This is a genomic window from Pseudoneobacillus rhizolycopersici (assembly GCF_054786815.1).
In genome coordinates this window covers 59987-80976 of the sequence record NZ_JBTOOE010000014.1, presented here as the reverse complement: position 1 = coordinate 80976, position 20990 = coordinate 59987, and the positions used below count along the sequence as shown (strand labels likewise).

21 protein-coding genes are annotated in these 20990 nt (G+C 38.5%); 3 read left to right on the top strand and 18 right to left on the bottom strand.

The genetic code is table 11. The annotated features are described in order from the left end of the window. Window positions 1-6: 6 nt before the first annotated feature. Genes ACX9YW_RS14785 through ACX9YW_RS14770 form a run of 4 tightly spaced genes read right to left on the bottom strand, consistent with a single transcriptional unit; the run spans window position 7 to window position 4218 of the window. Entirely contained in the window at window positions 7-1236 is a 1230-nt protein-coding gene (locus ACX9YW_RS14785) for a Ger(x)C family spore germination protein (protein WP_460347693.1), read from the bottom strand. Continuing rightward, window positions 1233-2816: a spore germination protein gene (locus tag ACX9YW_RS14780; protein WP_460347691.1), complete on the bottom strand. Its 1584-nt coding sequence runs from the start codon at window positions 2814-2816 to the stop codon at window positions 1233-1235. Before ACX9YW_RS14780 ends, ACX9YW_RS14785 begins: the two co-directional genes overlap by 4 nt. After that, window positions 2803-3909, bottom strand: a complete 1107-nt coding sequence (locus tag ACX9YW_RS14775; protein ID WP_460347689.1) for a GerAB/ArcD/ProY family transporter — start codon at window positions 3907-3909, stop codon at window positions 2803-2805. Before ACX9YW_RS14775 ends, ACX9YW_RS14780 begins: the two co-directional genes overlap by 14 nt. A gap of 60 nt (window positions 3910-3969) precedes the next feature. Then, on the bottom strand, window positions 3970-4218 hold the full coding sequence (locus ACX9YW_RS14770; RefSeq protein ID WP_460347687.1) for a hypothetical protein: 249 nt from the start codon (window positions 4216-4218) through the stop codon (window positions 3970-3972). Between the two features lie 284 nt (window positions 4219-4502). Here ACX9YW_RS14770 and ACX9YW_RS14765 point away from each other — a divergent pair, with 284 nt between their 5' ends. Next, on the top strand, window positions 4503-4661 hold the full coding sequence (locus tag ACX9YW_RS14765; protein ID WP_460347685.1) for an FbpB family small basic protein: 159 nt from the start codon (window positions 4503-4505) through the stop codon (window positions 4659-4661). Window positions 4662-4709: 48 nt separating this feature from the next. Here the strand turns inward: ACX9YW_RS14765 and ACX9YW_RS14760 are convergent, their stop codons facing one another. After that, window positions 4710-5738 (bottom strand): ThiF family adenylyltransferase, encoded by a 1029-nt coding sequence (locus ACX9YW_RS14760; protein WP_460347754.1) that lies wholly within the window; start codon window positions 5736-5738, stop codon window positions 4710-4712. A gap of 183 nt (window positions 5739-5921) precedes the next feature. Between ACX9YW_RS14760 and ACX9YW_RS14755 the strand changes: the two genes are divergently transcribed. Next, the gene (locus tag ACX9YW_RS14755) at window positions 5922-7760 is read left to right on the top strand and encodes an aldehyde ferredoxin oxidoreductase family protein (RefSeq protein WP_460347683.1); all 1839 of its coding nucleotides are present in this window, start codon (window positions 5922-5924) and stop codon (window positions 7758-7760) included. 644 nt (window positions 7761-8404) lie between these two features. Further along, a complete protein-coding gene (locus ACX9YW_RS14750) occupies window positions 8405-9382 on the top strand; it encodes a nuclease-related domain-containing protein (RefSeq protein WP_460347681.1) in 978 nt (325 codons plus the stop codon). A gap of 12 nt (window positions 9383-9394) precedes the next feature. On the opposite strand, the gene ACX9YW_RS14745 is transcribed toward ACX9YW_RS14750, so the two are convergent. From ACX9YW_RS14745 to ACX9YW_RS14685, 13 genes are all read right to left on the bottom strand, one after another. Beyond that, window positions 9395-9667, bottom strand: a complete 273-nt coding sequence (locus ACX9YW_RS14745; RefSeq protein ID WP_495995320.1) for a MoaD-like domain-containing protein — start codon at window positions 9665-9667, stop codon at window positions 9395-9397. 1 nt (window position 9668) lies between these two features. Continuing rightward, window positions 9669-9941, bottom strand: coding sequence for a ubiquitin-like small modifier protein 1 (locus ACX9YW_RS14740; RefSeq protein WP_460347677.1), 273 nt, complete (start codon window positions 9939-9941; stop codon window positions 9669-9671). A 101-nt stretch (window positions 9942-10042) separates the two neighbouring features. Continuing rightward, entirely contained in the window at window positions 10043-12112 is a 2070-nt protein-coding gene (locus ACX9YW_RS14735) for a methyl-accepting chemotaxis protein (RefSeq protein WP_460347675.1), read from the bottom strand. A 164-nt stretch (window positions 12113-12276) separates the two neighbouring features. Continuing rightward, window positions 12277-12852, bottom strand: coding sequence for a DUF6470 family protein (locus ACX9YW_RS14730; RefSeq protein WP_460347673.1), 576 nt, complete (start codon window positions 12850-12852; stop codon window positions 12277-12279). An 18-nt stretch (window positions 12853-12870) separates the two neighbouring features. Next, on the bottom strand, window positions 12871-13227 hold the full coding sequence (gene flaG / locus ACX9YW_RS14725; protein WP_460347671.1) for a flagellar protein FlaG: 357 nt from the start codon (window positions 13225-13227) through the stop codon (window positions 12871-12873). A gap of 498 nt (window positions 13228-13725) precedes the next feature. Next, window positions 13726-13827 (bottom strand): flagellin, encoded by a 102-nt coding sequence (locus tag ACX9YW_RS14720; RefSeq protein ID WP_460347752.1) that lies wholly within the window; start codon window positions 13825-13827, stop codon window positions 13726-13728. Window positions 13828-14186: 359 nt separating this feature from the next. Beyond that, the gene (locus ACX9YW_RS14715) at window positions 14187-15431 is read right to left on the bottom strand and encodes a flagellin N-terminal helical domain-containing protein (RefSeq protein ID WP_460347669.1); all 1245 of its coding nucleotides are present in this window, start codon (window positions 15429-15431) and stop codon (window positions 14187-14189) included. 751 nt (window positions 15432-16182) lie between these two features. Then, window positions 16183-17676, bottom strand: a complete 1494-nt coding sequence (gene fliD / locus ACX9YW_RS14710) for a flagellar filament capping protein FliD (RefSeq protein WP_460347667.1) — start codon at window positions 17674-17676, stop codon at window positions 16183-16185. A gap of 113 nt (window positions 17677-17789) precedes the next feature. Further along, window positions 17790-18623, bottom strand: coding sequence for a flagellar hook-basal body protein (locus ACX9YW_RS14705; protein ID WP_460347665.1), 834 nt, complete (start codon window positions 18621-18623; stop codon window positions 17790-17792). A gap of 25 nt (window positions 18624-18648) precedes the next feature. Beyond that, window positions 18649-19536 (bottom strand): flagellar hook-basal body protein, encoded by an 888-nt coding sequence (locus ACX9YW_RS14700; protein WP_460347663.1) that lies wholly within the window; start codon window positions 19534-19536, stop codon window positions 18649-18651. Between the two features lie 44 nt (window positions 19537-19580). After that, a complete protein-coding gene (locus tag ACX9YW_RS14695; protein WP_460347661.1) occupies window positions 19581-20009 on the bottom strand; it encodes a flagellar basal body-associated FliL family protein in 429 nt (142 codons plus the stop codon). Window positions 20010-20049: 40 nt separating this feature from the next. After that, a complete protein-coding gene (locus ACX9YW_RS14690) occupies window positions 20050-20493 on the bottom strand; it encodes a YaaR family protein (RefSeq protein WP_460347659.1) in 444 nt (147 codons plus the stop codon). 17 nt (window positions 20494-20510) lie between these two features. Continuing rightward, window positions 20511-20987, bottom strand: a complete 477-nt coding sequence (locus ACX9YW_RS14685; RefSeq protein WP_460347657.1) for a chemotaxis protein CheW — start codon at window positions 20985-20987, stop codon at window positions 20511-20513. Between the last annotated feature and the right edge of the window lie 3 nt (window positions 20988-20990).

Below are 20990 nucleotides of genomic sequence, written 5' to 3'. Positions count from 1 at the left end.
GTCTTTTTAATCTGGGGCACCCTCCGTTTCTTTCTTCAATTTATCTAAATCCTTAAGGAAACTATCATTTCGAACTCCTGATCGTCTGATAAAAATCGTCGCTTCGACTTTTGGATCTCCTTCGGAAAAAATCCGATCCCACTTTGGTTTGAGTTTTTGAAACTTCTTATGATTAGAACGATTCAAGACTTCGCCAAACCCAAAAATATCAACCTGGTATTCATCTTGTACCTTTTTAATGGTTCTAGTAATTTCCTGTTCAACATATTTTTCTGCTTGTTTTTCATATTGATCAAACGTATTTGGATCCGTTAAAGAGTCGGAACATTGTGTCCCAACAATTTCAGCCTCTGCAATAATTTTCACTTTTAATTTTGCCTTTCCATGCCTAATTTTTGTTTCCTTTTTCGCTGATGTCGAGATAATTCGAATGTCATTAAATTTCTTTTTTTGATCCTCCCCTCCACAAGGAACACTTAAATTTGTGGTTTTTAAATCCTGGGTCCATAAATAAGCACGTGTATCCTCAAGTGACATCCAACCCACTAATTTATCCAAATTAAATACAGCCGCTCCATCCATCGTGACGATTGTATCCAAGCTCAGTTTTTTATTATTATCAACCGTTTCTCCTTTTTTCGGCTCACCTATAATCGTAACCACAGCAGCTACTGGCTGTTTCCCTTCTTTTACTAATGACGTGATAAAATCGGTTAGACGAACATGAGGGTCACCACCCCAATTTTGTAAAAGGGATCGAATTTGATTATGAATCTTCATCGATGGATCCTTTTGTAATGGATAGGCAATCTTTAAGATTTCCGAAGCCTTTACGCCCTTCGCAATTAACAAATTAAAATCATTTCGGAATTCTCCGCTTCGTTCAATAAAATCCAAGAACTCTACCATCCCTTCTCGGGCAATCTCTTCATCAATCACCATTATTCTTGTATGCGAATAAATCTGTTTTCTCGTTAGTCCGACATTCATTTTATACGCCAACTCCGATACAGAATTTCCTTCCAGACTAAAAGTGGTGCTGGGGGTATTGCCTTGTGCACCTGTCTTCGAAAATTCTGATGAATTAATCGAGCTAACCGTTAATTTGTACGGAAAATCCTTTCCTTTTTCGATAGCAATCCCTGTAATAATGGATACATCATTTAATTCGAGCTTGTCCCAGCAGCCAGTTAGCACAAAAAGCAAGAGAACAAAGGGGATGAATAATAACCTCATGATTTCTCCCCCTTTTCAGGAGGTACCGGTTGATGGGTCTTCTCATTTCTAACGAGTTTTTCAGGTTTTAAATAAGTTGGCCGGATTTTATTAGACCAAGCCGGAAAACGGACAAAAACATCCTTCTGGTCTTCAACAATGAACGGTGCAACGGGTGATAGATAAGGAACACCAAAGGAGCGGAGGCTTACTAAATGAGCAACCATGAAGATGAGAAAAAGTAAGATCCCATATAAACCACAAAGCGCTGCAGCAAATACTAATACAAATCGTAACAGTCGCGTTGAAATCGAAAAATTATAAATGGGCGATACAAACGAGGCGATTGCCGTAAAAGCGACGACAATGACTAGCACATTCGATACAAGCCCTGCTTCCACAGCCGCTTGTCCAATGACTAATGCACCCACAATGGAAACGGTTTGACCAACGGCACGGGGCATCCGTACCCCAGCTTCTCTTAAAATTTCAAACGTAATTTCCATTATTAATATCTCAATCACTGCCGGAAAAGGAACTCCTTCTCGCTGTGCTTGGATGCTTATCAAAAGCTCTGTCGGTATCAATTCGTGATGGTAAGTAACAATCGAGACATAAATCGCAGGGAGAATTAACGAGATCATAAAGGATATGTACCGTATTATACGGATAAACGATGACATAAAATAAGGCTGATAATAATCTTCTGAGCTTTGAAAAAAATCAGTTAACACTGCAGGAATTAATAAAACAAACGGACTTCCGTCCACAATAATCCCAATCTTTCCTTCCAAAATTCCTGCTGCGATGACATCAGGCCGCTCCGTGTTAAAGGTTAACGGAAAAGGGGTATACGAATGATCCGTAATAACCTCTTCTATATTTCCTGAATCAAGCACTGCATTTACTTCAATGGCGTTTATTCGTTTCCTAGCCTCCTCAACAATTCCTTTATTAACCACTCCACCTAAATAGGCCAGTACGACCATTGTCCTTGTATCTGTACCAAGCACATAGTTCTCAAATTGCAGTTTCGGATTTTTAATTCTTCGACGGAGCAAACTCATATTGGTCGATAATGATTCGGTAAAAGCATCCTTTGGACCGCGAATAATAGTTTGGGTACTCGGTTCTTGGATGGAGCGAGTTTCAACTCCCTCTATTGAAATGGATAGTGCTTGTTGGTGTCGGTCTATCAGAATCAAAACATTGCCATTTAATAAATCACTAATAAGTCTCCGGTATTCATTCGATATGCGCATTAATAAGCCTGAAAAGAAGTCATCCTTTACTGATACTAAGTCAGCATCTGTAATAATGATTTTATTGGCCTGATTCAATTCATTGATTTTCTGAACAATCCTGTCATTTATCTCGTTTGGATTAACCATGCTTTGTAAATAAATCATGTAGCCCTTTTTGTTCGAAAATTTTATTTCCGAAACGGTAAAATCAAAACTGTTCCCAAAAATTTCTTGGAGCGAATTTTTATTCTCCATTAAATTTCTGCCTAAATAGCGCTGTTCCATGTCGACAAGCTCTTTCGGTTCCGCTTGCCTTCTCGAATATAAATCTGGAAAAATTTTTTTAAAGAGACTCAAGTTGATTCACCTCTCCTTTTCTCCTTTTAAAAAACGCGATAGCAACAAGCAGGGTTGGAATCACTATATGGAAAATCGTTTGTATATAATGAGAGAGAAAAACAATCCCCTTAAGAGTGTAAGTAGGAAAATCCTCTGCAATCCATATCGAAAATAACGCAATAATCATCGCCATCGGAAACCCAAAAGAACGATAGGGTAAATGAAATATGTTTTCAAGACCTTTTAAGCCGCCATAAAAAAGGATAGAAACCTTAACAATAATACCTAACATCATAATAAATACGATCAGTAAATCGACACGTTCAATAAAATTCAAGAGAGAAATATTTCTCGCTGCTGATAAAAGTGGAAAATTAACCCGATTCTTTAACACCCCTAAAGTTGAAATTTGTAGGATAGACGAGTAGGTTAGCAACAGTCCACTAACCAAATAAGCTAGGACACTCGTTTTAGCTGCTTTTTTAAATAAAGTGGTATAGGGAATAATCACCATAAATACGATGAATTCCCCAAATGGAAAATGGATAACTTCTCTAAGTGCTGGATTTAGTACTTGCATTGCACCATCCTGGAGGATGGGTTCCAAGTTCTCAAGCTTCAACTCTCCAGAGAAAACAATCCCAAGACCAACAAATAGTAAAAAGACAAATGCATACGGAAAAAAGATTTCAGCTGATCTTCCAAGTACTTCGATGCCAAGCATGACGATGTATAACACCAATAGAATCAATGTTAGATGAATAAATTCAATCGGTGTCAATAAATAAATCGTCGATACCATTAATTCACCAAAATCTCTTACAACATAGGCAGCCAGTAGAAAAAAATAGGTAATGTACAAAAAACCAATCAATCGTCCAACCCACTTACCTAAGCAAATATCAAGTATTTCAAATAGATTCTTTTTCGGAAACCAATAAAGTAATTGCAAATAGAGATAAACAAGAAATAACCCTGAAAGACATGCGATTAGAATGGCAATCCAAGCGTTATTATCAGCCTTTACTCCGATATTCACCACGATACTGCTCCCGAGTGTGGATAGTATGATTAAAATAAAGAGCTGCCATAATGATATTTTTTCTTTCATATATCAATCATCCATTCATCTTTCACCTAGTGAGTTTTTTTAAAATCCCCCTTGAAAAAATCACTGATGATTTTCACTAACTTCTTCTCTAGAGTTTCTTTTTCCTTTATAACGTTTGTAATCGGACACAAGAGAATAGATTAATCCAAAAGTCGCACCTGAAAAAACCCACCATTTCCTCGTGATAAATTGAGATGTTATCACGGCTTGGAAAAAAACTTCAACCGGCTGATTCAAAAAATACATATCAATAACGGCTATCACTAAAGATAACATCGAAAACACTAAGAAATAAGCTAAGGTAATCATTTTTTGCCTCACCAGATATCAAATTGTAGTCTTAATTTAATCTTTCCTATATAGGAAAAATTAAACAGGAAAAATCCCAGCCTTTGGATTCATTATTTAAAATCTAGGTAAATATTCATAAAATTTTAATAAATTAGTAACAAAACTGACCCGTTATTCGTTTATTATTAAGGTAAGAAATATTAAGACTATTTTAAAGAGTGAAAAGTTCATTGAATTGTAAAAGTTCTGATGAAATTAACATATTCACTAGGGTTATAATAGAATCAAAGGGAGAGATTAGCATGAACAGACGATTAAGTAAAAGCTTTTCGGAGCTTGTTAATAAAGCAAAACAGGAAATTGAAAGAGACCCTATTGAGCTCGAGCGGATTGAGCGAAAAATTGATGATAAATACACGACTAGTCCGAAACCTTCTGTAAAAAGAAAGCGGATCATATAAATAAAAGTGCGCCACTCTTATCAGAGGTGGCGCATTTTTATTTGGATTTTAGGTCCCGATATATTTTGCATAAAAGCTTTTAGCCTTTATGACATCATCCGTTCCATGGATAAGGACACGTCCATCTTTAAATAAAACCATCGTAATCTCTTCATTTGGCTGGAAACGGAGCAAATAGGCGTTTTGTTTTACCTGTCCAATCCCCGCCAGTCCTTCTGCTATTTTAGTAAAATCAAAAGGTTGAAGATTTCTTGGAACCATTTGCACCGTATCACGTCCACATAGTGTGGTATAGGTCGCTTGGTGACTCATTGCACTTTCGAGGAAATCGAATTGATGATGACCGCATGCTGGGCAGTTTGAATTCCTGCCTTGGCTGACATCCATTTGCAAAGAGGAATGATCCCAAATATCAAGCTGTTCCAGATTCGGATTGGTAGGAGCCCCAACAAGTAGCTTTATCGCTTCAACCGCCTCGAATGAACCAATAATATCGGTAATGGCTGACAGTACCCCAACCGTATCACAATTTTCTCCATAACCTGCCGGAATATCTGGAAATAGACAGCGGTAGCATGGCGTTTTACCCGGTATAATCGTCGCAAACATGCCTCTTGAGCTAACTGCCCCGCCCATTACCCATGGGATATCATGTTTAATAGCCACATCATTGATTAAATACCGTGTTAGAAAATTATCGGTGCCATCTATGATGACATCATAGCTCTGAAGTAACTCTTCGGCATTATTCATATTAAGATCGGCTAAAATGGGATCCAATATCACAGTGGAATTCATTTTTCGCAAGATGTTTTCTGCTGCGATAACCTTTGGAAGCTGTTGGAGCGCGTCCTCCTCCGTAAAGAGAGATTGCCGCTGTAAATTGGATAATTCGACAAAATCACGGTCAATAAATCGAATGGTACCGATACCAGCTCGCACAAGATGGTTGGCAATCACCGTCCCTAACGCCCCCATCCCCACGATCACCACTCTACTTTGCATTAATTTCTGTTGCCCAACTTTCCCAATTGGCTGAAAAAGTATTTGCCGAGAATAACGTTGTAGACCTTCCATCATGTCGTTCACCTCATTTTGAAGGATGAATCCTTTCTCCTATTATAACGTTTTCTATTTTATCTGCATTGATATTTTGAAATTTAATAAATATTAGAAATATTGAAGGAATTTAATAGTGTAGTAGCTAATATTTTATAAGAGTATAATTTTAATAAATCATGAAAGAGGTGCCCTATTCTCATGAATCTAGGAGGATTTAAAAACAAAGAGGTCGTCGTTGATTTAACAAACGGTACCGTCGATTATCGACAAATTAATGAGGACGATGCCAGGAAGTACATTGGTGGCCGCGGATTAGGGGTTAAGTACGTTTTAGACAATGGTCCAGAAGTTGAGCCGTTATCTGAGGACAATATTTTATGTATCATGACTGGTCCGTTAACGGGTTCACGCTCCTCGATGAGTGGTCGCTTATGTGTGGTAACCAAGTCTCCTTTGACTGGAACGGTTACCGACTCCCATATGGGTGGCTGGACTGCTGCTCGCCTAAAATGGGCTGGGGTGGACAACATTATTTTCAAAGGAAAAAGCGACAAGCCCGTTTATCTTTACATTGAAAACGGGCAAGCTGAGATTCGCGATGCCTCAGCGCTTTGGGGATTAGGAACGCGCGGAACAGTTCAAGCGTTGAAGGATAAGTATGGTGCGGAAGACCTAAGTGTCATGGCGATAGGGCAAGCAGGTGAAAACCAAGTTCGTTATTCAAGCTTTATTAACGAGCATGATCGCTCAGCTGGTCGTGGTGGGACGGCTGCCGTGGCTGGTTACAAAAAATTAAAGGCCATCGTTATTAAAGCAGCGCAAAAAGGCAATTTGCCTGTAGCGAAACATGAAAATGAATATAAAGAAGCCAACAAAAAAGCAGTTAAAGCGATTTTGGAAGGTGGCTTAACAGCACCTAATAAAGGTGGATTATCCGTTTACGGAACAAATGTTTTAACGAACTTAATCAACGAAGTGGGTGCCCTTCCGACCAAGAATTCGCAGTTTACCAACTGGGATGAAGCCGAAAAGCACAGCGGTGAATGGGTAAACGAGCACTTGCTAGTGGCCAACAACACCTGCCATGCCTGCCCCGTTGCTTGTAAAATTGAAGTCGAGGTAAAGGAAGGCAAGTATAAAACACGGGTGGAGAGCTTTGAATTTGAGTCTGCCTGGGCACTTGGAGCGAACAGCGGCTTAAGCAATTCGGAAGCAATCGCCTATTTGATTGACCGCTGCAACGAGTATGGTATGGACACCATCGAGCTAGGTAACATGTTCTCTTCCACAATGGAAGCTTATGAAAAGGGTATTATTTCGGAAAAGCTTGATTGGGGCGATGCCGACTCGATGATTGACTGGACTCGTAAGATCGCCTACCGTGAAGGCTTTGGCGGCGTTCTAGCTGAAGGTCCAGCCCGTGCAACAGCAATGTGGGGCGCACCTGAACTTTCCATGTCTGTAAAAGGCCAATCGATTCCGGCTTATGACCCACGCGGTATTCAAGGGATCGGCCTTGGCTATGCAACAAGTAACCGCGGTGCCTGTCACTTACGGGGTTATACCGTCGCTAGTGAAATTGCTGGTATTCCTGAACCGACCGATCGTTTGGAACCAGAAGGCAAGGGTGAGTTATTAAAAGTATTCCAAGATCTATTATCCTTCTCGGATTCTATGAATATTTGTAAGTTCAGCTCATTTTCTGAAAATGCCGAGCACTATGCGGAGCAATACAGTGCAATGACGGGTATCCCAATGACGGCTGAAGATGTCATGCTTGCTGGTGAGCGTATTTACAATTTAGAGCGTTACTATAATAATTTGGCTGGATTTAATAAGCGTGAAGACGATTTCTTACCGAAGCGTTTTACCGAAGAACCTGCTACGGGTAATAGTGCCGGTTCCGTAAGTCGCATGGATATTATGCTAGAAGAGTACTATAATGTCCGTGGTTGGAAGGATGGCGTCGTGCCAGTTGAAAAGCTGGTGGAGTTGGGAATTTTAGCTGATGGCGCAGTTGAAGAAACTGAGGTTTAATGATGTAATGGTAGGTCCCCTTCGGTTGTGGAGGGGGCTTTTTTATGTTGGAGTTTTGTGGTTGGAGTTTTGTGGTTGGAGTTTGCGCTTTGATTCGTGTAGGAGTATGATAAAAGTGTATTTTTCTTCCTCTAAAAATGTTGTTACCCTCTGCGATTTTCGTGTTAATCCCCCCTTGTGCTTTAGAGGTTTCCCTTTATTTGGATTTTCTTATGAGAGTGAGGTGTTCTTTTTTGGCCGATTAGCTGGGGTTTGGGTATGTGCTGAAAGTTGGGCATATGCTTTGAAAGTTGGGCATATACCTGAAAAGTTGGGCATATGTTTTGAAAGTTGGGCATATATCTGAAAAGTTGGAAATAAGTGCTCAAAAGTTGGGCATATATCTGAAAAGTTGGAAATAAGTGTTCAAAAGTTGGGCATATAATTTTGAAGTTGGGCATATCTGCTGAAACTTGGGCATATCCCCTAAAAGTTGGGCATATAAACATGTCTTAAACGACCAATTTCTATCATAATTGATGATTTTCATTTAAAACCCACACATTTTAAGCTAAAAACCAAGCAAATCTCTTTAAAAATTGAAAAAAACTCTCAAAAAATGATGCAAATTTCTCAAAAAATAAAACAAGCAAAGGAGCATACGTATGATTGTACTTGAACGTGAAGAACCAAGAATTCTCGCAAAAATCGAAGCTCTTAAACCAAGAATTAACCCAAACCACCCAAAACTGGATATCATGAACAGAGATTATGCCAGCTTTAAAGCAGGTTTTCAGGGTGAAAAAAAGGTAGATTACTATTTGTCCCTATTAGATCAAGATAAGTTTGATATTTACCAAGGCATTAGGCTGTTTAATGGAAAAACCTACTATCAAATTGATGCTTTAGTCACTTCAAACAACTTTATTATTACCGACGAAATAAAAAACCTAACCGGCACCATTATATATGATAAAAAAAATAATCAATTCACCCAAAATGAGAAACCGATCACAAATCCATTTTCACAAGTCAAGCTACAAAAACTACAATTTGTTGATTGGCTACAAACATACAAGTTCTCCCCAATCCCTATTGATTTCCTCATCACGATGGCCAATCCTGCAACTAAGATTGAATCACCTTTTGGCACCCCAGATAACTATTGGAACCTCGGATATGGTTATGACTTAATTGAAAAAATACAAGTGTTTGAAAGATCATTTAAAAAGGAAGCAATCCCGCTAAAAGAACGCAAACGCCTGAGAAAACTACTTTTAAAATATCATACTCCTCTTGATATCGACATCCTATCAAAATATGAAATTTCTATAACTGAAGTCAAACCAGGTGTCCAATGTCCTCTTTGTCTAACGATTCCAATGATTCATACATACGGAACTTGGGAGTGTCTCATTTGTCACCACAAATCCAAGAACGCGCACATTAAAGCCGTACAAGATTACTTTCTCATTTTTGGTCCAACTATAACAAATCAACAATTTCGTGAGTTTACTTTAATCCAATCAAGGCAACTGGCTTCAAGATTACTAGCGGAGATGAATCTTACACACACCGGGATTAATAAAGGACGAGTCTATTATTCAACACCATTTATCCCGCAGGAAACCATAAAAGGATAAGACCGAGTAGCCTTATCCTCCAATACGAAATGTCTTATAACGGTAATTTTTAATTAAATCAGCTAGCAAGGCATCCGAATCAGCGGTAAAACGAATAGCCACTGAATTAACCTTGAACACGGCGGTAAAGGAGAGTTCAGTTTCGGAAAGCAGCTCTCCCCTCCACCCTTCTCCTTCATAGACAAATGGAAAGGTCTCGGTCACTAAACACCCTCCCAATTCCACAAAGTACATTCCCAAGTGGGCTAGCGCAATTCCGCGAAATTCCAACTCACAACTCGCCATCTTATCCACCGGCTACTGGTGGGAATAAAGCGAGCTGGTCGCTTTCGCTAACCACCGTCTCAAGGTCCTGGGCATGAACAATATTGCGGCCATTCACATAAAGATGCACAAAGGGCTTAAGTTTCTTTTCTTCAGTATAAATCTCGTCCTTCAAATCTGGAAACATCTCAATCATCTTATCTAGGACATCGACCACTCGATTTCCATCTGGCACTACATCCACACTTACGCCTCCACAAATAACGCGAAGGTTTGCGAATACCTTTACCTGCACTCCCATCCGCTCCTTTCACCATAAGCCTATCATAAAATGAAACCATTTAAATGTCATCCATAAAAAGGAGGAGCTTCATTAAGAAGACTCCTCCATCATCATTATTGTAATTTAAACTTCTTAATTTCATTATCCAGCTGTTCGGAAAGCTCTTTTAAGCCTGCTGCACGTTGGGTAAAGGAAGACATCGTTACTGAGATTTCCTCTGTTGTTGCGGAAACTTCCTCGGTCGCTGCCGCCGTTTCTTCAGAAACCGCGGTAATGCTATCCATTTCCAGCGTTACCGTTTCTTTATTCGTTTGACTTTCTTGTACAGAACCTTGAACTTCTTCCACTTTCTTCGCTAACTCGTGGACAATCGCTAAGGTGTCATTAAAGATTGCTTTTGTTTCGGTCACCGCTACATCTTGTTCAGCAACTGCGTGGTTTGTGCGTTCCATCGCTTTAACCGCTTCTTTCACAACCTCTTGAATACTATCAACAATTCTCTTAATCTCAACTGCGGAAGCCCTTGATTGTTCAGATAGCTTTCTCACTTCATTGGCAACGACAGCAAAACCTCTGCCGTGCTCACCTGCACGAGCCGATTCAATCGATGCGTTAAGGGAAAGAAGATTCGTTTGATCAGTAATTTTGGTAATAGCACTGATAATGGAATTGATTTCTCCCATTTTAACTTCGACTTCTTTAACAATTGTAGCAACTTCATCTGTAGAAGTCTTCGTTACATTTGCCTTATCCGCTAAAAGAAGTACCTTCTCCAAACCTTTATTACTTAACCCCATCGAGCGTTGGGACACATCGTTTATATCTTCAGTGGCTTGAGAAATGACATCAAGTTTTTGGGACAAGTCTCTCATCGAATCAAAACTCACATGAATATTTCTAGATTGTAAGGTGGCCCCTTGAGAAATTTGCTCAATAGCAGATGCAACCTCAGATACAGAAGCATTCGTCTCTTCCGTCATAATCGACAAATGAGCGGATGTTTCCATTACAGTCTTAGAGGTTTCTTCCACTTTTTGAAGGGAAGAGGACAATTGCTCCATCGTTTGGTTAAAACTTTGTGCCAAAGCATTAAATTCGTCATTTGTTTTAACGAAAACTCTCGCGGTGAAATCACCTTTTGCGGTTGTATCTAATGCTGATTTTACTGCAAGGACATTGTTAGAAATTCTTCTACCAATGATATAAGCAAATACAGCTGAAAATACTCCGAATACAAGTGTTAAAAGCCAACCAATCGTCCTAATGCTATCTGCACTGCTGGTAATTTCGTGCCTGTCTAATTCAGCAATAAACTTCCACCCCGTACGTTCATTCGTTACATAGGTTGCAAGCTTCTCATGACCCTTTAAGGTAAAATAACCGTAGCCTTCTTTATCCTTCTTTATATCATTCCATAAGCTTATTTTTGTCACATTGGTTGTTCCGATTTGTTCATCTACCGGATGGGTGATATATTTATCATTTCTGCCAACAACCGTCATATATCCGTCTTTACCAATGTTAATTTCACTTAGAGAATGGGAAAAATTCACAAGGTTTAAATTAACGCCTACCACACCGACAAGACTTCCTTTAGAATCGCTTATAGCTCTAGCCAGCGATATAACCATTTCTCCAGTACTTGTATCCTTATAGGGATCACTATAGAAAATTTCTCCCTTTCGCTGTACGGCCCCGATATACCAAGGCTGATGGGTTGGATCATAGTCTTCAGGTAGTTTTTGTTTTGGTGAAATGATCAACTCCCTTTTCGGTGTTCCAAAATAAACAGATGAATAGTCTGATGATGTAATTTGTGTTCCGGATAATAAGTAATAACCATTTTCAGCTGCATATTGCATTGAATTAAAGTTTTTAAAATAAACATTCTGGGCTAACATATTGATTTGATTCGCGACACCATCTAGCCGGTAATCTAAACTCTGACTTACCTGTTTGGTTACTTCAAAGGTGGAGGAAGCCAATTCTTTTTCCATTACATTATGTGTGATGCTGTTAGAAATAATGGCAATAGAAATGGTTGGAATTAACGCGATTGCAGTCATACTAGCAATGAGCTTCGTTTTCACACTTTTCCTATTTATTTTCGTATTTAAATTTAGCTTATTATTAAAAGGTATCTTGGTTTTAAAAGGGATCTTTGTATTAAAAGGTAGTTTCATGCCAATCCTCCTTAATTTTAAAATTCTCTTCTACCTAATGATGATTTTGCCTCTATATTTTTACTAATACTATTAATTATCGGTAGTTTCTCTAGATTGTTTAGGTAGAAATGTTCAAAAGGTGTTATTTCTATATAATAATCCCAGGAAGATTGCATTTTTATTTAAGATTGCTTATTAATATTTGTACCAACAAAATCAATTTGAAGCTGCTGCTTTTGCTTTAAGTAAACCTCTGTTTTACCTGGAGTATATTGATGTTCGGCACGGTGGGGAGTGACTTGAATATCGACTCCGCCTCTTTTCCAATCAAGATGAATTTCCGTTGGTGTGAATTGGATTTTTACTGAACCAGGACTTGGGAGAAATCCAAGATTATAATCTAGTTGGGGTTGGTAAGCATTTTCCGCAGCAATATTAGCTAAAGCATTTGTATTATTCTCAATCTGGGCTAGTTGGTTTCCGTCCTCAGCTATAGCCGCAACATTCTCCAAAAATTTCTGTCGAGCATATAGAACCTCATCAGCTAAAAATGTGCCATTATTTTTAAACCCAAGTTCATTCCAGGCTTGTTCATCATCGATGATTAGTTTGGAGGGCCTTCGCTCGATTGACAACTTTGCAGATTCCTGGGTAATGGATAGATCGGCAGGCTTTTGCTGTATTTCTTGAATAGGCTGACTAATTCGAAGGCCAATCTGCGCATAGGTTTGTTGTAAACGAATTTGTGGGAGCTGCACGAGTTTCACCGCCAATCATTAAATCTTTTTATCTACTAATAAACCTAAATAGTCGGTCATCGCTGCGTACATATCTAATAGTTTCTTTGGAGGAATCTCCTTCACCACTTCATTTGTCGTATCGTCAACAATTGCGACATAGTATTCTTTCAATTCATCATGAAATTCAAACTTCAAATGGGTGTTGGAGGATTTCAGAAAATCATTCATACTGTTCACAAGCTTCTCTGTTTTATCCTTTGAAAGAAACTCTTTTTGTGGTTCTGGCTGTGATTGTTCACGGTTCTCGGGGGATATTTCCTTCATCTTAGGAATACTATCAACTTTTGGTTGCGTTAATTGACTACTAGAATTATTCAACACCTTATCTAACATTTTCCCCTACTCCTCCTAAATGTTCATTAATAGCATTATCGGATTCTACTAAGAAAAGTTTAGTAATTATGTACATAGAAAAAGAACCCTAGTAAAACTAGAGTTCTTTTTAAAGATAGTATTATTAACGAAGAAGTTGTAGAACCCCTTGTGGTTGTTGGTTGGCTTGCTTTGCCGCTATGCCTTTCGGTCACAGAATAGACTATATCTTCATCCATGTATTTCAATGGAGCTGGGCACTTCGAACAGTTTATACTGCCCTACGAGATTCATAGTCATAGCATTTGCCTTAGACCGTGTTCTCTAGTCGTTGAACCTTCTCCAGAGTTTCCTCACAGGAGCTTGGCTGCTGATTATCCATTGTTTCATCTTCACCATTTTCATACCTTCACGCTAACCGTTTCCAGTTACGTTGTGGTTGATGAAGCTTTAGGAAGTTCCAGCAATTCACCCAGTAATACTCTAGCTCGTTACCAAGCTAGACGCCCTTCTAACCAATTATCTCAAAAGTTGTAATACACCTTGAGGCATCTGATTCGATTGAGCCAACATTGCTTGTGCTGCTTGAGAAAGAATAGAATTCTTAGTTTGAGTCATCATTTCTTTCGCCATCGTGCGAACATTTATTTTCATAAATGACTAGACTATATCTTCACCCTCTAGCATTCTAGTAGGGGTCGGGCACTTCGGATTCGCAATGCTGATGATACATTGTTTCACCTATGGATTTCATCATCATAGCCGAAAAGCCTTAGATGGTTTATCCTAGTCGTTGAACCTTCTCCATTCTTTCGAGACAGGAGCTTGGCTGCTGATTGCCCAATCTTTTCTTTTTTCAAACCATCACGCTTGTCGTCTCCAACTTCGTTGTGGTAAGAAAAGCTCTAAGGGTTTTCCAGCAATTCACCCGATAATAATCTCTAGCCGTTACCAGCTAGGACGACTGTGCTTGTTGCTGTCTAAGCAGCTAAAGCATAATCTACGTCACGGATTCTAGATTCCGCAGCGGTTAGGTTTTCAGAAGATGTATTTAAGTTGTTGATAGTGTGATCTAAACGGTTTTGGTACGCACCTAATTTAGATCTTTCTTGTGAAACTGATTTAATCGCGTTATCTATAACTTTTACAGCAGCAGAAGCAGTTGTTGCACTTTTCACATCTAATGCATATTCAGCATTTCCACTATTATCAGTAGTTGCAGTTGTAGTAAACTTTGCATCACTCTCTACTCCGTGAGTACCACCAGATGAACTTCCAGATACTTTTAATGCTAAAGAACGCATATCTAAAATCTCAACATCAAAGAATTGGTCTTTATTTGCCCCAATTTGCATTTTAGCTTTTCCAGTTGTACCATCTGCCCCAGATGTAGCACTACTTAAGTAAGAAGCATCTCCAGCAGTTACAATTACAGAATCTTTTCCAGCTGCACCAGCAAACTGTCCGTCAGCTTTTGCTTCGATTACAAGCTCTCCACTACCACCTTTAGAAATTTTAAAATTATTAATAGCAAGGTTCGAGTCTTGAGATGCAAGAAGGGTTAATCCAGCGACGATATCATCAACTGTTCCAGCAGAAGAATCAGTTCCAATAGTGATTGTTTTAGAAACTAATGTCGCAGTAGGAGTTGTTCCTGGAGCGACATCATCTTTACCTGTAATTGTGTACTCTTCGCCCCCAATTTTCAACTTGTAGGACGCTGTTGATTCACTACCAAATACAGTTTGAATATCAGCTGCAGAAATTGTATACTTTTGTTGTTTAGCATTGGATCCAGTACTTGAAACATCCCCATTCAATAACTTCTTCGTATTGAATTCAGTATTATTACCAATACGAGAAATCTCAGATGTAAGTTGATTCATTTCTTTTTGAATTTCATCACGATCATCGGTTGTATTAGTATCATTGGAAGCCTGTAACGCCAATTCACGCATACGTTGAAGAATATCATGAGTTTCATTTAAGGCACCTTCAGCTGTTTGAATCATCGAAATACCATCTTGTGCATTCTTTGCAGCCATATCTAGGCCACGAATTTGTCCACGCATTTTTTCGGAGATGGATAGGCCTGCAGCATCATCTCCTGCTTTATTAATACGAAGGCCAGAAGCTAACTTCTCCATTGATTTTGACTGTGCAGTTGATGCAGTATTCAACTGACGGTGTGTGTTAAGTGCTGCGATGTTGTGATTAATACGCATAATTTTTTCCTCCTAATTTATAATTTTTTCTGGGGAAAACCCCGATTTTTTAAAACTATATAATAAACCCAATGGGCCTATTAACCTATCAAAAAAACTAAAATCTAGAATGTAGATATGCAATTACTTGCACTAGTTTTGGACTAGTTCTTCACGATAAATACTTATTTTCTTTGGAGCATCCATTGCGAAAAGTAGCAAGCCTTATTCCGTTTAAAGAATTGAAACTTATATGTCCTCACCAATGACTATCGTATCGCAAATGATTTGAACTCGCTTTTTAATTTTTCTAATTTTTTGTGCTTGTTGTTTTTCATAAGAAATTCGAATATTGTTTGGAGCGTCAATGGCAACTTGAAGTTTCTAATTGATTTGGAAAACAGTAACTTTAATCGATTCTCCGATGATGACAGATTGTCCAATCTCTCTGCCTACAATAAGCAACGCGACCATCCCTCACGTGGAACTTTTTCCCTCTACTAATTCTATTTATCGGAAGTTAAATTGAATCGTTTAGCCTTTTTGATAAATTTTCATTATGTAGATTTATTTAAATCTCTACATAAATCTTTATCGGATCATCTACACCTTTTGTTTAGTGTGAGTATCAAAATTCTATCAAAAAGCCCTGTTGCTATTACTTATCGTTTATTCAAAAATTTTGTTTAGTATATTTTGCTAAATTATAGAAAAACTTTTATAAGCCAAAAAAAGCCATTCTTATTGAATGACTTTTGGGCTATTTTTATATCTACATATTTAGTTGCTGTGAAAGCCAAGATCCTTGGCTATTTAGTTGTTGCAATGATTTTTCCATTGCCGTAAATTGTCTCCATAATCTTTTTTCATAGGAATTTATTTTTTCTTGTTCTCTATAAATATTGGAGTCTAGCATTTTTAGTTGTTTGGCGATATTACTTTTTGTATCGACTGACGAGTTTGGAGAACCTGCTAAATTACCGAGCTCACTAATAGCTACGTTTAAACGATCGTAAATACGCCAACCAAAACCACTATTTTGATGCATGTTTCTATCTGTTGCTGTCGTAGAGGAGTCTTTTTCTCCAGTACCTTTAATCGTAAACAGTTTTTTTACATCTTCAAGATTCGTTTGCAAGATTCCTTTTAACTTTGCCTCGTCTAATATTAGTTTTCCGTTTTCGCTGTAATCGGATGAAAAACTTATACCAATATCTTTTAAAGATTTAAATCCAGCCGAAATCTCACTATTTTCTATACTAGTCACGAGACTATTACGCATCTCATATAAAAAACTTTGAATCGTAGAATCTCTTGTTAATAATCCACTCTTCGCTTTTTCTTCCCATAGCTTAATATCATTTTCTTTCATATCCTTTTTCTGGGATTCTAGCAAAGGAGGATAGTCACGATAGCGCTTTTCGTTTAGTTTGCCATTGTAATCAGAGATTAGTTCATTGTACTTATCTACAAAAGTTTTTATACTATCAAATATCCCTTGAGTGTCGCTACTTACCTTAATAGAGACATTGCTATTGGCAGGAATATCTTCCTTGATGTTAAAGGATACACCATTGTATACAAATTTATTGGAGGCTATAGCTATTTCTGTTCCGTTAATCTTTACCTTACCAGGTTCAGCATCTGAGCCGTTGGATCGATTAATAGCTCCAAATTTATCCTCTCCACTCGAAAATTCAATATCAATCTTATAATCTTTACCTGGTGCCATCGATGTCAACACTAATGAGCCACCTACATTGGCTGCCCTAACATTGGTCTCAACGCTTAAGTCATTGATTCTGCTAATAGCTTGGTCATAGGTCATTTCGGAGCTCAGAGTAATTTCCCTATTATTTAGAACAAATTTAATTTCTTCTCCCAGTTTCGCAGATCCGCTCGTTATTTTGCTGTCAAAGCTGACCATAGCTGGCTTAGCCGCTTTCGGAGCAACCGCTTCTGAAATTGTAAATCCTGTTTGGGTACTCGTTCCGGCTGATGATACCTCAACGCCTGCATGACTTGAAGTCACCGCTTGCTTATTGAAAGTCGATTGCAAACGCAAGCCTTCCATCGCTTTACGGAATTCATCAATTTTTTTGTTTACATCACGGTAGGCATCCGATTTCCATGTTGTTAAAATTTTTGTTTGCTGCATTTTGTTTAATCTGGCGCTTTGAGCTTTGACGAGGCTGTCGACGATTTCGTCTGTATTCATTCCAGAGGCTAGTCCGCTGACTCTAAGTGTATTCGTACTGTTTATCATGGAATTCCCCTCCCTTTAAAACATACTTTGTATTTATTATCGGAAAAGTACCTGAAGAGTTTAATCAACTTAAACTAGAGAAAAAGAGACGCAAAATCGTCTCCTTCCAAAATTTATTTTAAAATGTTATTTGCAATTCCCAACATTTGATCCGCATAGGAAACGGCTCTAGCGTTCAATTGAAAGCCACGCTGGGTCGACATTAGATTAGTCATTTCTTTCATTAAATCAACGTTCGACCCCTCTAAAAATCCTGAAGAAAGCTGGATTTCATTCGATTCTAATACCCGAACAGTATTCCCGGCTTCTTCATTGGCAAATTGATTATCGCCGATATTTTTTAATAGCTGCGGATTTTCAATATCGACAATTCCCACCTGCTGACGGGATAGATAAGTTGTTCCAGCATCATTTTTACTTCTTAATTGAATTTGACCATTCGATTGAATGTTCACTTCAAACTGGCTATCTAGCTGGATTGGATTTCTAGATTGATCTAGCAAATATCCACCACTTGCATGAACCATGAAATAGTTTCTTGGATTATCTGGGTTTGGGCTCAAATGAAAGCTTCCATCGCGTGTGTACCGAATTCCAGCTGCTGTTTCACCATCAGCAGAAGGGATTCCAAGCTGGAAAAATCCAGTTCCTTTGATCATTAAATCAAACGGATTATCGGTTTGGATCGGTTGCCCTTGCTCAAGATTAATCTGTGTAAAACCGGTCCGAACGCCATTACCTGCTCGAAGACCATCTGGTGTAAGTCTTCCGCCTTCACCTTTAACAGGTACCTGATTGCTAAGTTGTGAAGCTAAAACTTCTGAAAAGCTTTGGTCCTTTCGTTTATAGCCTGTTGTGTTCACATTAGCGATATTATTGGCAGATGTATCAATTTTTTGCTGATAAGCCTGTAAGGCGCCGGATGAAATGAATAGTGATGTATTCACAATGAATTTTCCTTTCCATCATAAATTACCCGTTGATTTTTCCAACTGAATATAATTGTTCTAAGGAACGGTCGTAAGCGCTAATCACTTTTTGATTAGCCTCATAACCTTTTAACGTTACCATCATTTCGGTCATCGTTTGTCCTGGGTCAACATTGGATTGTTCAATGAAACCTTGTTGAAGAGATATTCCTTGATTGGCCGTATCCCCTTGAACAATCGGTAAAGGCGTTTCGGCTTGATAAACATTGCCACCTATACGTTTAAGCTCCATTGGATTAGTTGAAATGGCGATGCCAAGTTGTCCAATATTTCTCATTCTTACTGGATCATTAGCAAAAGCAAGTAGCTGTCCGTTATCAGTTATGGTTAGATCGTCTTTACTAATCCCAATCGGAATCCCTATCGGTTGGTTATTAGCTCCCAGAACAGCGTAACCTTCTGATGTCACCAAGTTACCGTTGGCATCAACATCCCATTTTCCGTTTCGAGTATAACCAATTTCCCCGTCAGCAAGCTGTACAGCAAAAAAGGCTGTTTGCTTAACCTGACGCCCATCTATTTCTTGTCTTGGAAGTCCTTGGTCATTAATCGCAATGTCTAATGGATTGGATGTTTCGACGAATGAGCCTTGAGTAAAGCTTGGAATTAATTCTTGGGTATAAACGCCGTTATATAGCTCACCAATTGGAGGTAATGCACCTGGGTTTAGAACGGTTCCATTCAGTACCACTTTCCCCGCTTCATTAAAATCATTCATCCGATGCAGGACCAACTTAGGGAATGCTCGCAAGACGGCGTCATCCTTCTTATATCCCGGGGTTTGGGCATTTGCAAGGTTATTCGCTAAAGCTTCTTGTTTACGTTCAAGTGAAAACATCCCTGATGCAGCCGTATGTAATCCTCTAATCATCTGTTCCTCCCCCTTTCAATTAAAAATAAATCTTTGAGCTTTCTTTATTGAACGACATTATCCACTATGTAAACCTTTGTAACAAAATCGTGTCCAATACTTTTGTTGAGCTCAGCTTTAACCTCAGTTTCGATTTTAAAAAATCCCTCAGGTCCAATAATTTCTTTCTTTTTTAAGCCATTGAAGTATTTAATAATTGTGCTCTCTGTCAAAAATGGAAGTTTTCGTAGCTCTTCAGCATTTTTGGCTGTGTTCGTGATAAGTTTAAATTTTATTTTTACAAAGCCGCCGTCAGCTATGTTTGTTGTGATGGTTTCGGTATCGACTGATTTTTTAATAAGTTCATCAATCGTTTCTTCCTTTGCCCCTTTATCGTTTTTCCCAGAGAGGAAATGATCCCAAATGAAGAATCCGCCAATACCAATCAAGGTGATCACTACAATAATTAGAATCGATTTCTTATAGACATTCATATGAAGTGCCCCTTAATCTTTATTAAGATATTTCTCGCTGCTAAGTGTAGAGATTGATTAGCATACCTTTAATTTCTCCTACTTTTTCCAATACAGAAAGGCTAGAGTTTTGTTGATTTAACACATGATCGGCTAGCTCTACTAACTCGCGATCTATTAGTTGCACGGTTTTTAATGACTTATTACCTTCGTACATATCCCAAATTTCTGTTTGGTATAAACCAACACCGTGCTTGGTCACTTCACTCATGAAGCTTTTCACTAAATCTCTGTATTTTTTTAACTCATGGAACGTTCGTTTTTCACTTAATTGCTGACCTTGCTTATCCAAGTTTTGCAGTAATTGTTGAAGATGTTCTTGTGTCAGTTCCTTGGAATAGGATTTGATCATATTTTGAAAAGAACCTTGGTTGGGTGAAGTCTTATCCATTGGGATTGGGCGATTTTCACCAACATTAAATCTTAAGGAATCCTGTATTTTCAAGACTTTCACCCCTTATTTCATGCCATGCTTTGAATAATCTCTCTTAACTCATCTAAATTAGTCGTGTCTTCCAATAGTTTTTCAATATCTAAAAGGACCAATAAACGTTCCCCTATATTTGCAATTCCCTTTAAATAAGATACTTGATTTGTTTCCAACAATTGAGGTTGTTGGATGGAATGACCTTCGATATTGATGATATCTGTTGCTGAATCAACAACCAATCCAAAAGAGCTGTCGAAGGCTTGGACGATAATTAAACGGGTATCCTCTGTAGGTTGTACTGGTTCACCAATTAACGCCGAACTCATATCCACAACAGGGGTTACGGTATCTCGTACAGTCGTGACCCCTAATACATAGGGGGAACGATTCGGATACGGAGTAATTGCCTGCATCCGTTCGATGGATACGACTTGAAGAATATTTACAGCAAATTCGTCGTTCCCGGCTTTAAATATAATCGCTTGTAAATCCTGAAACTGATTCTCCATACG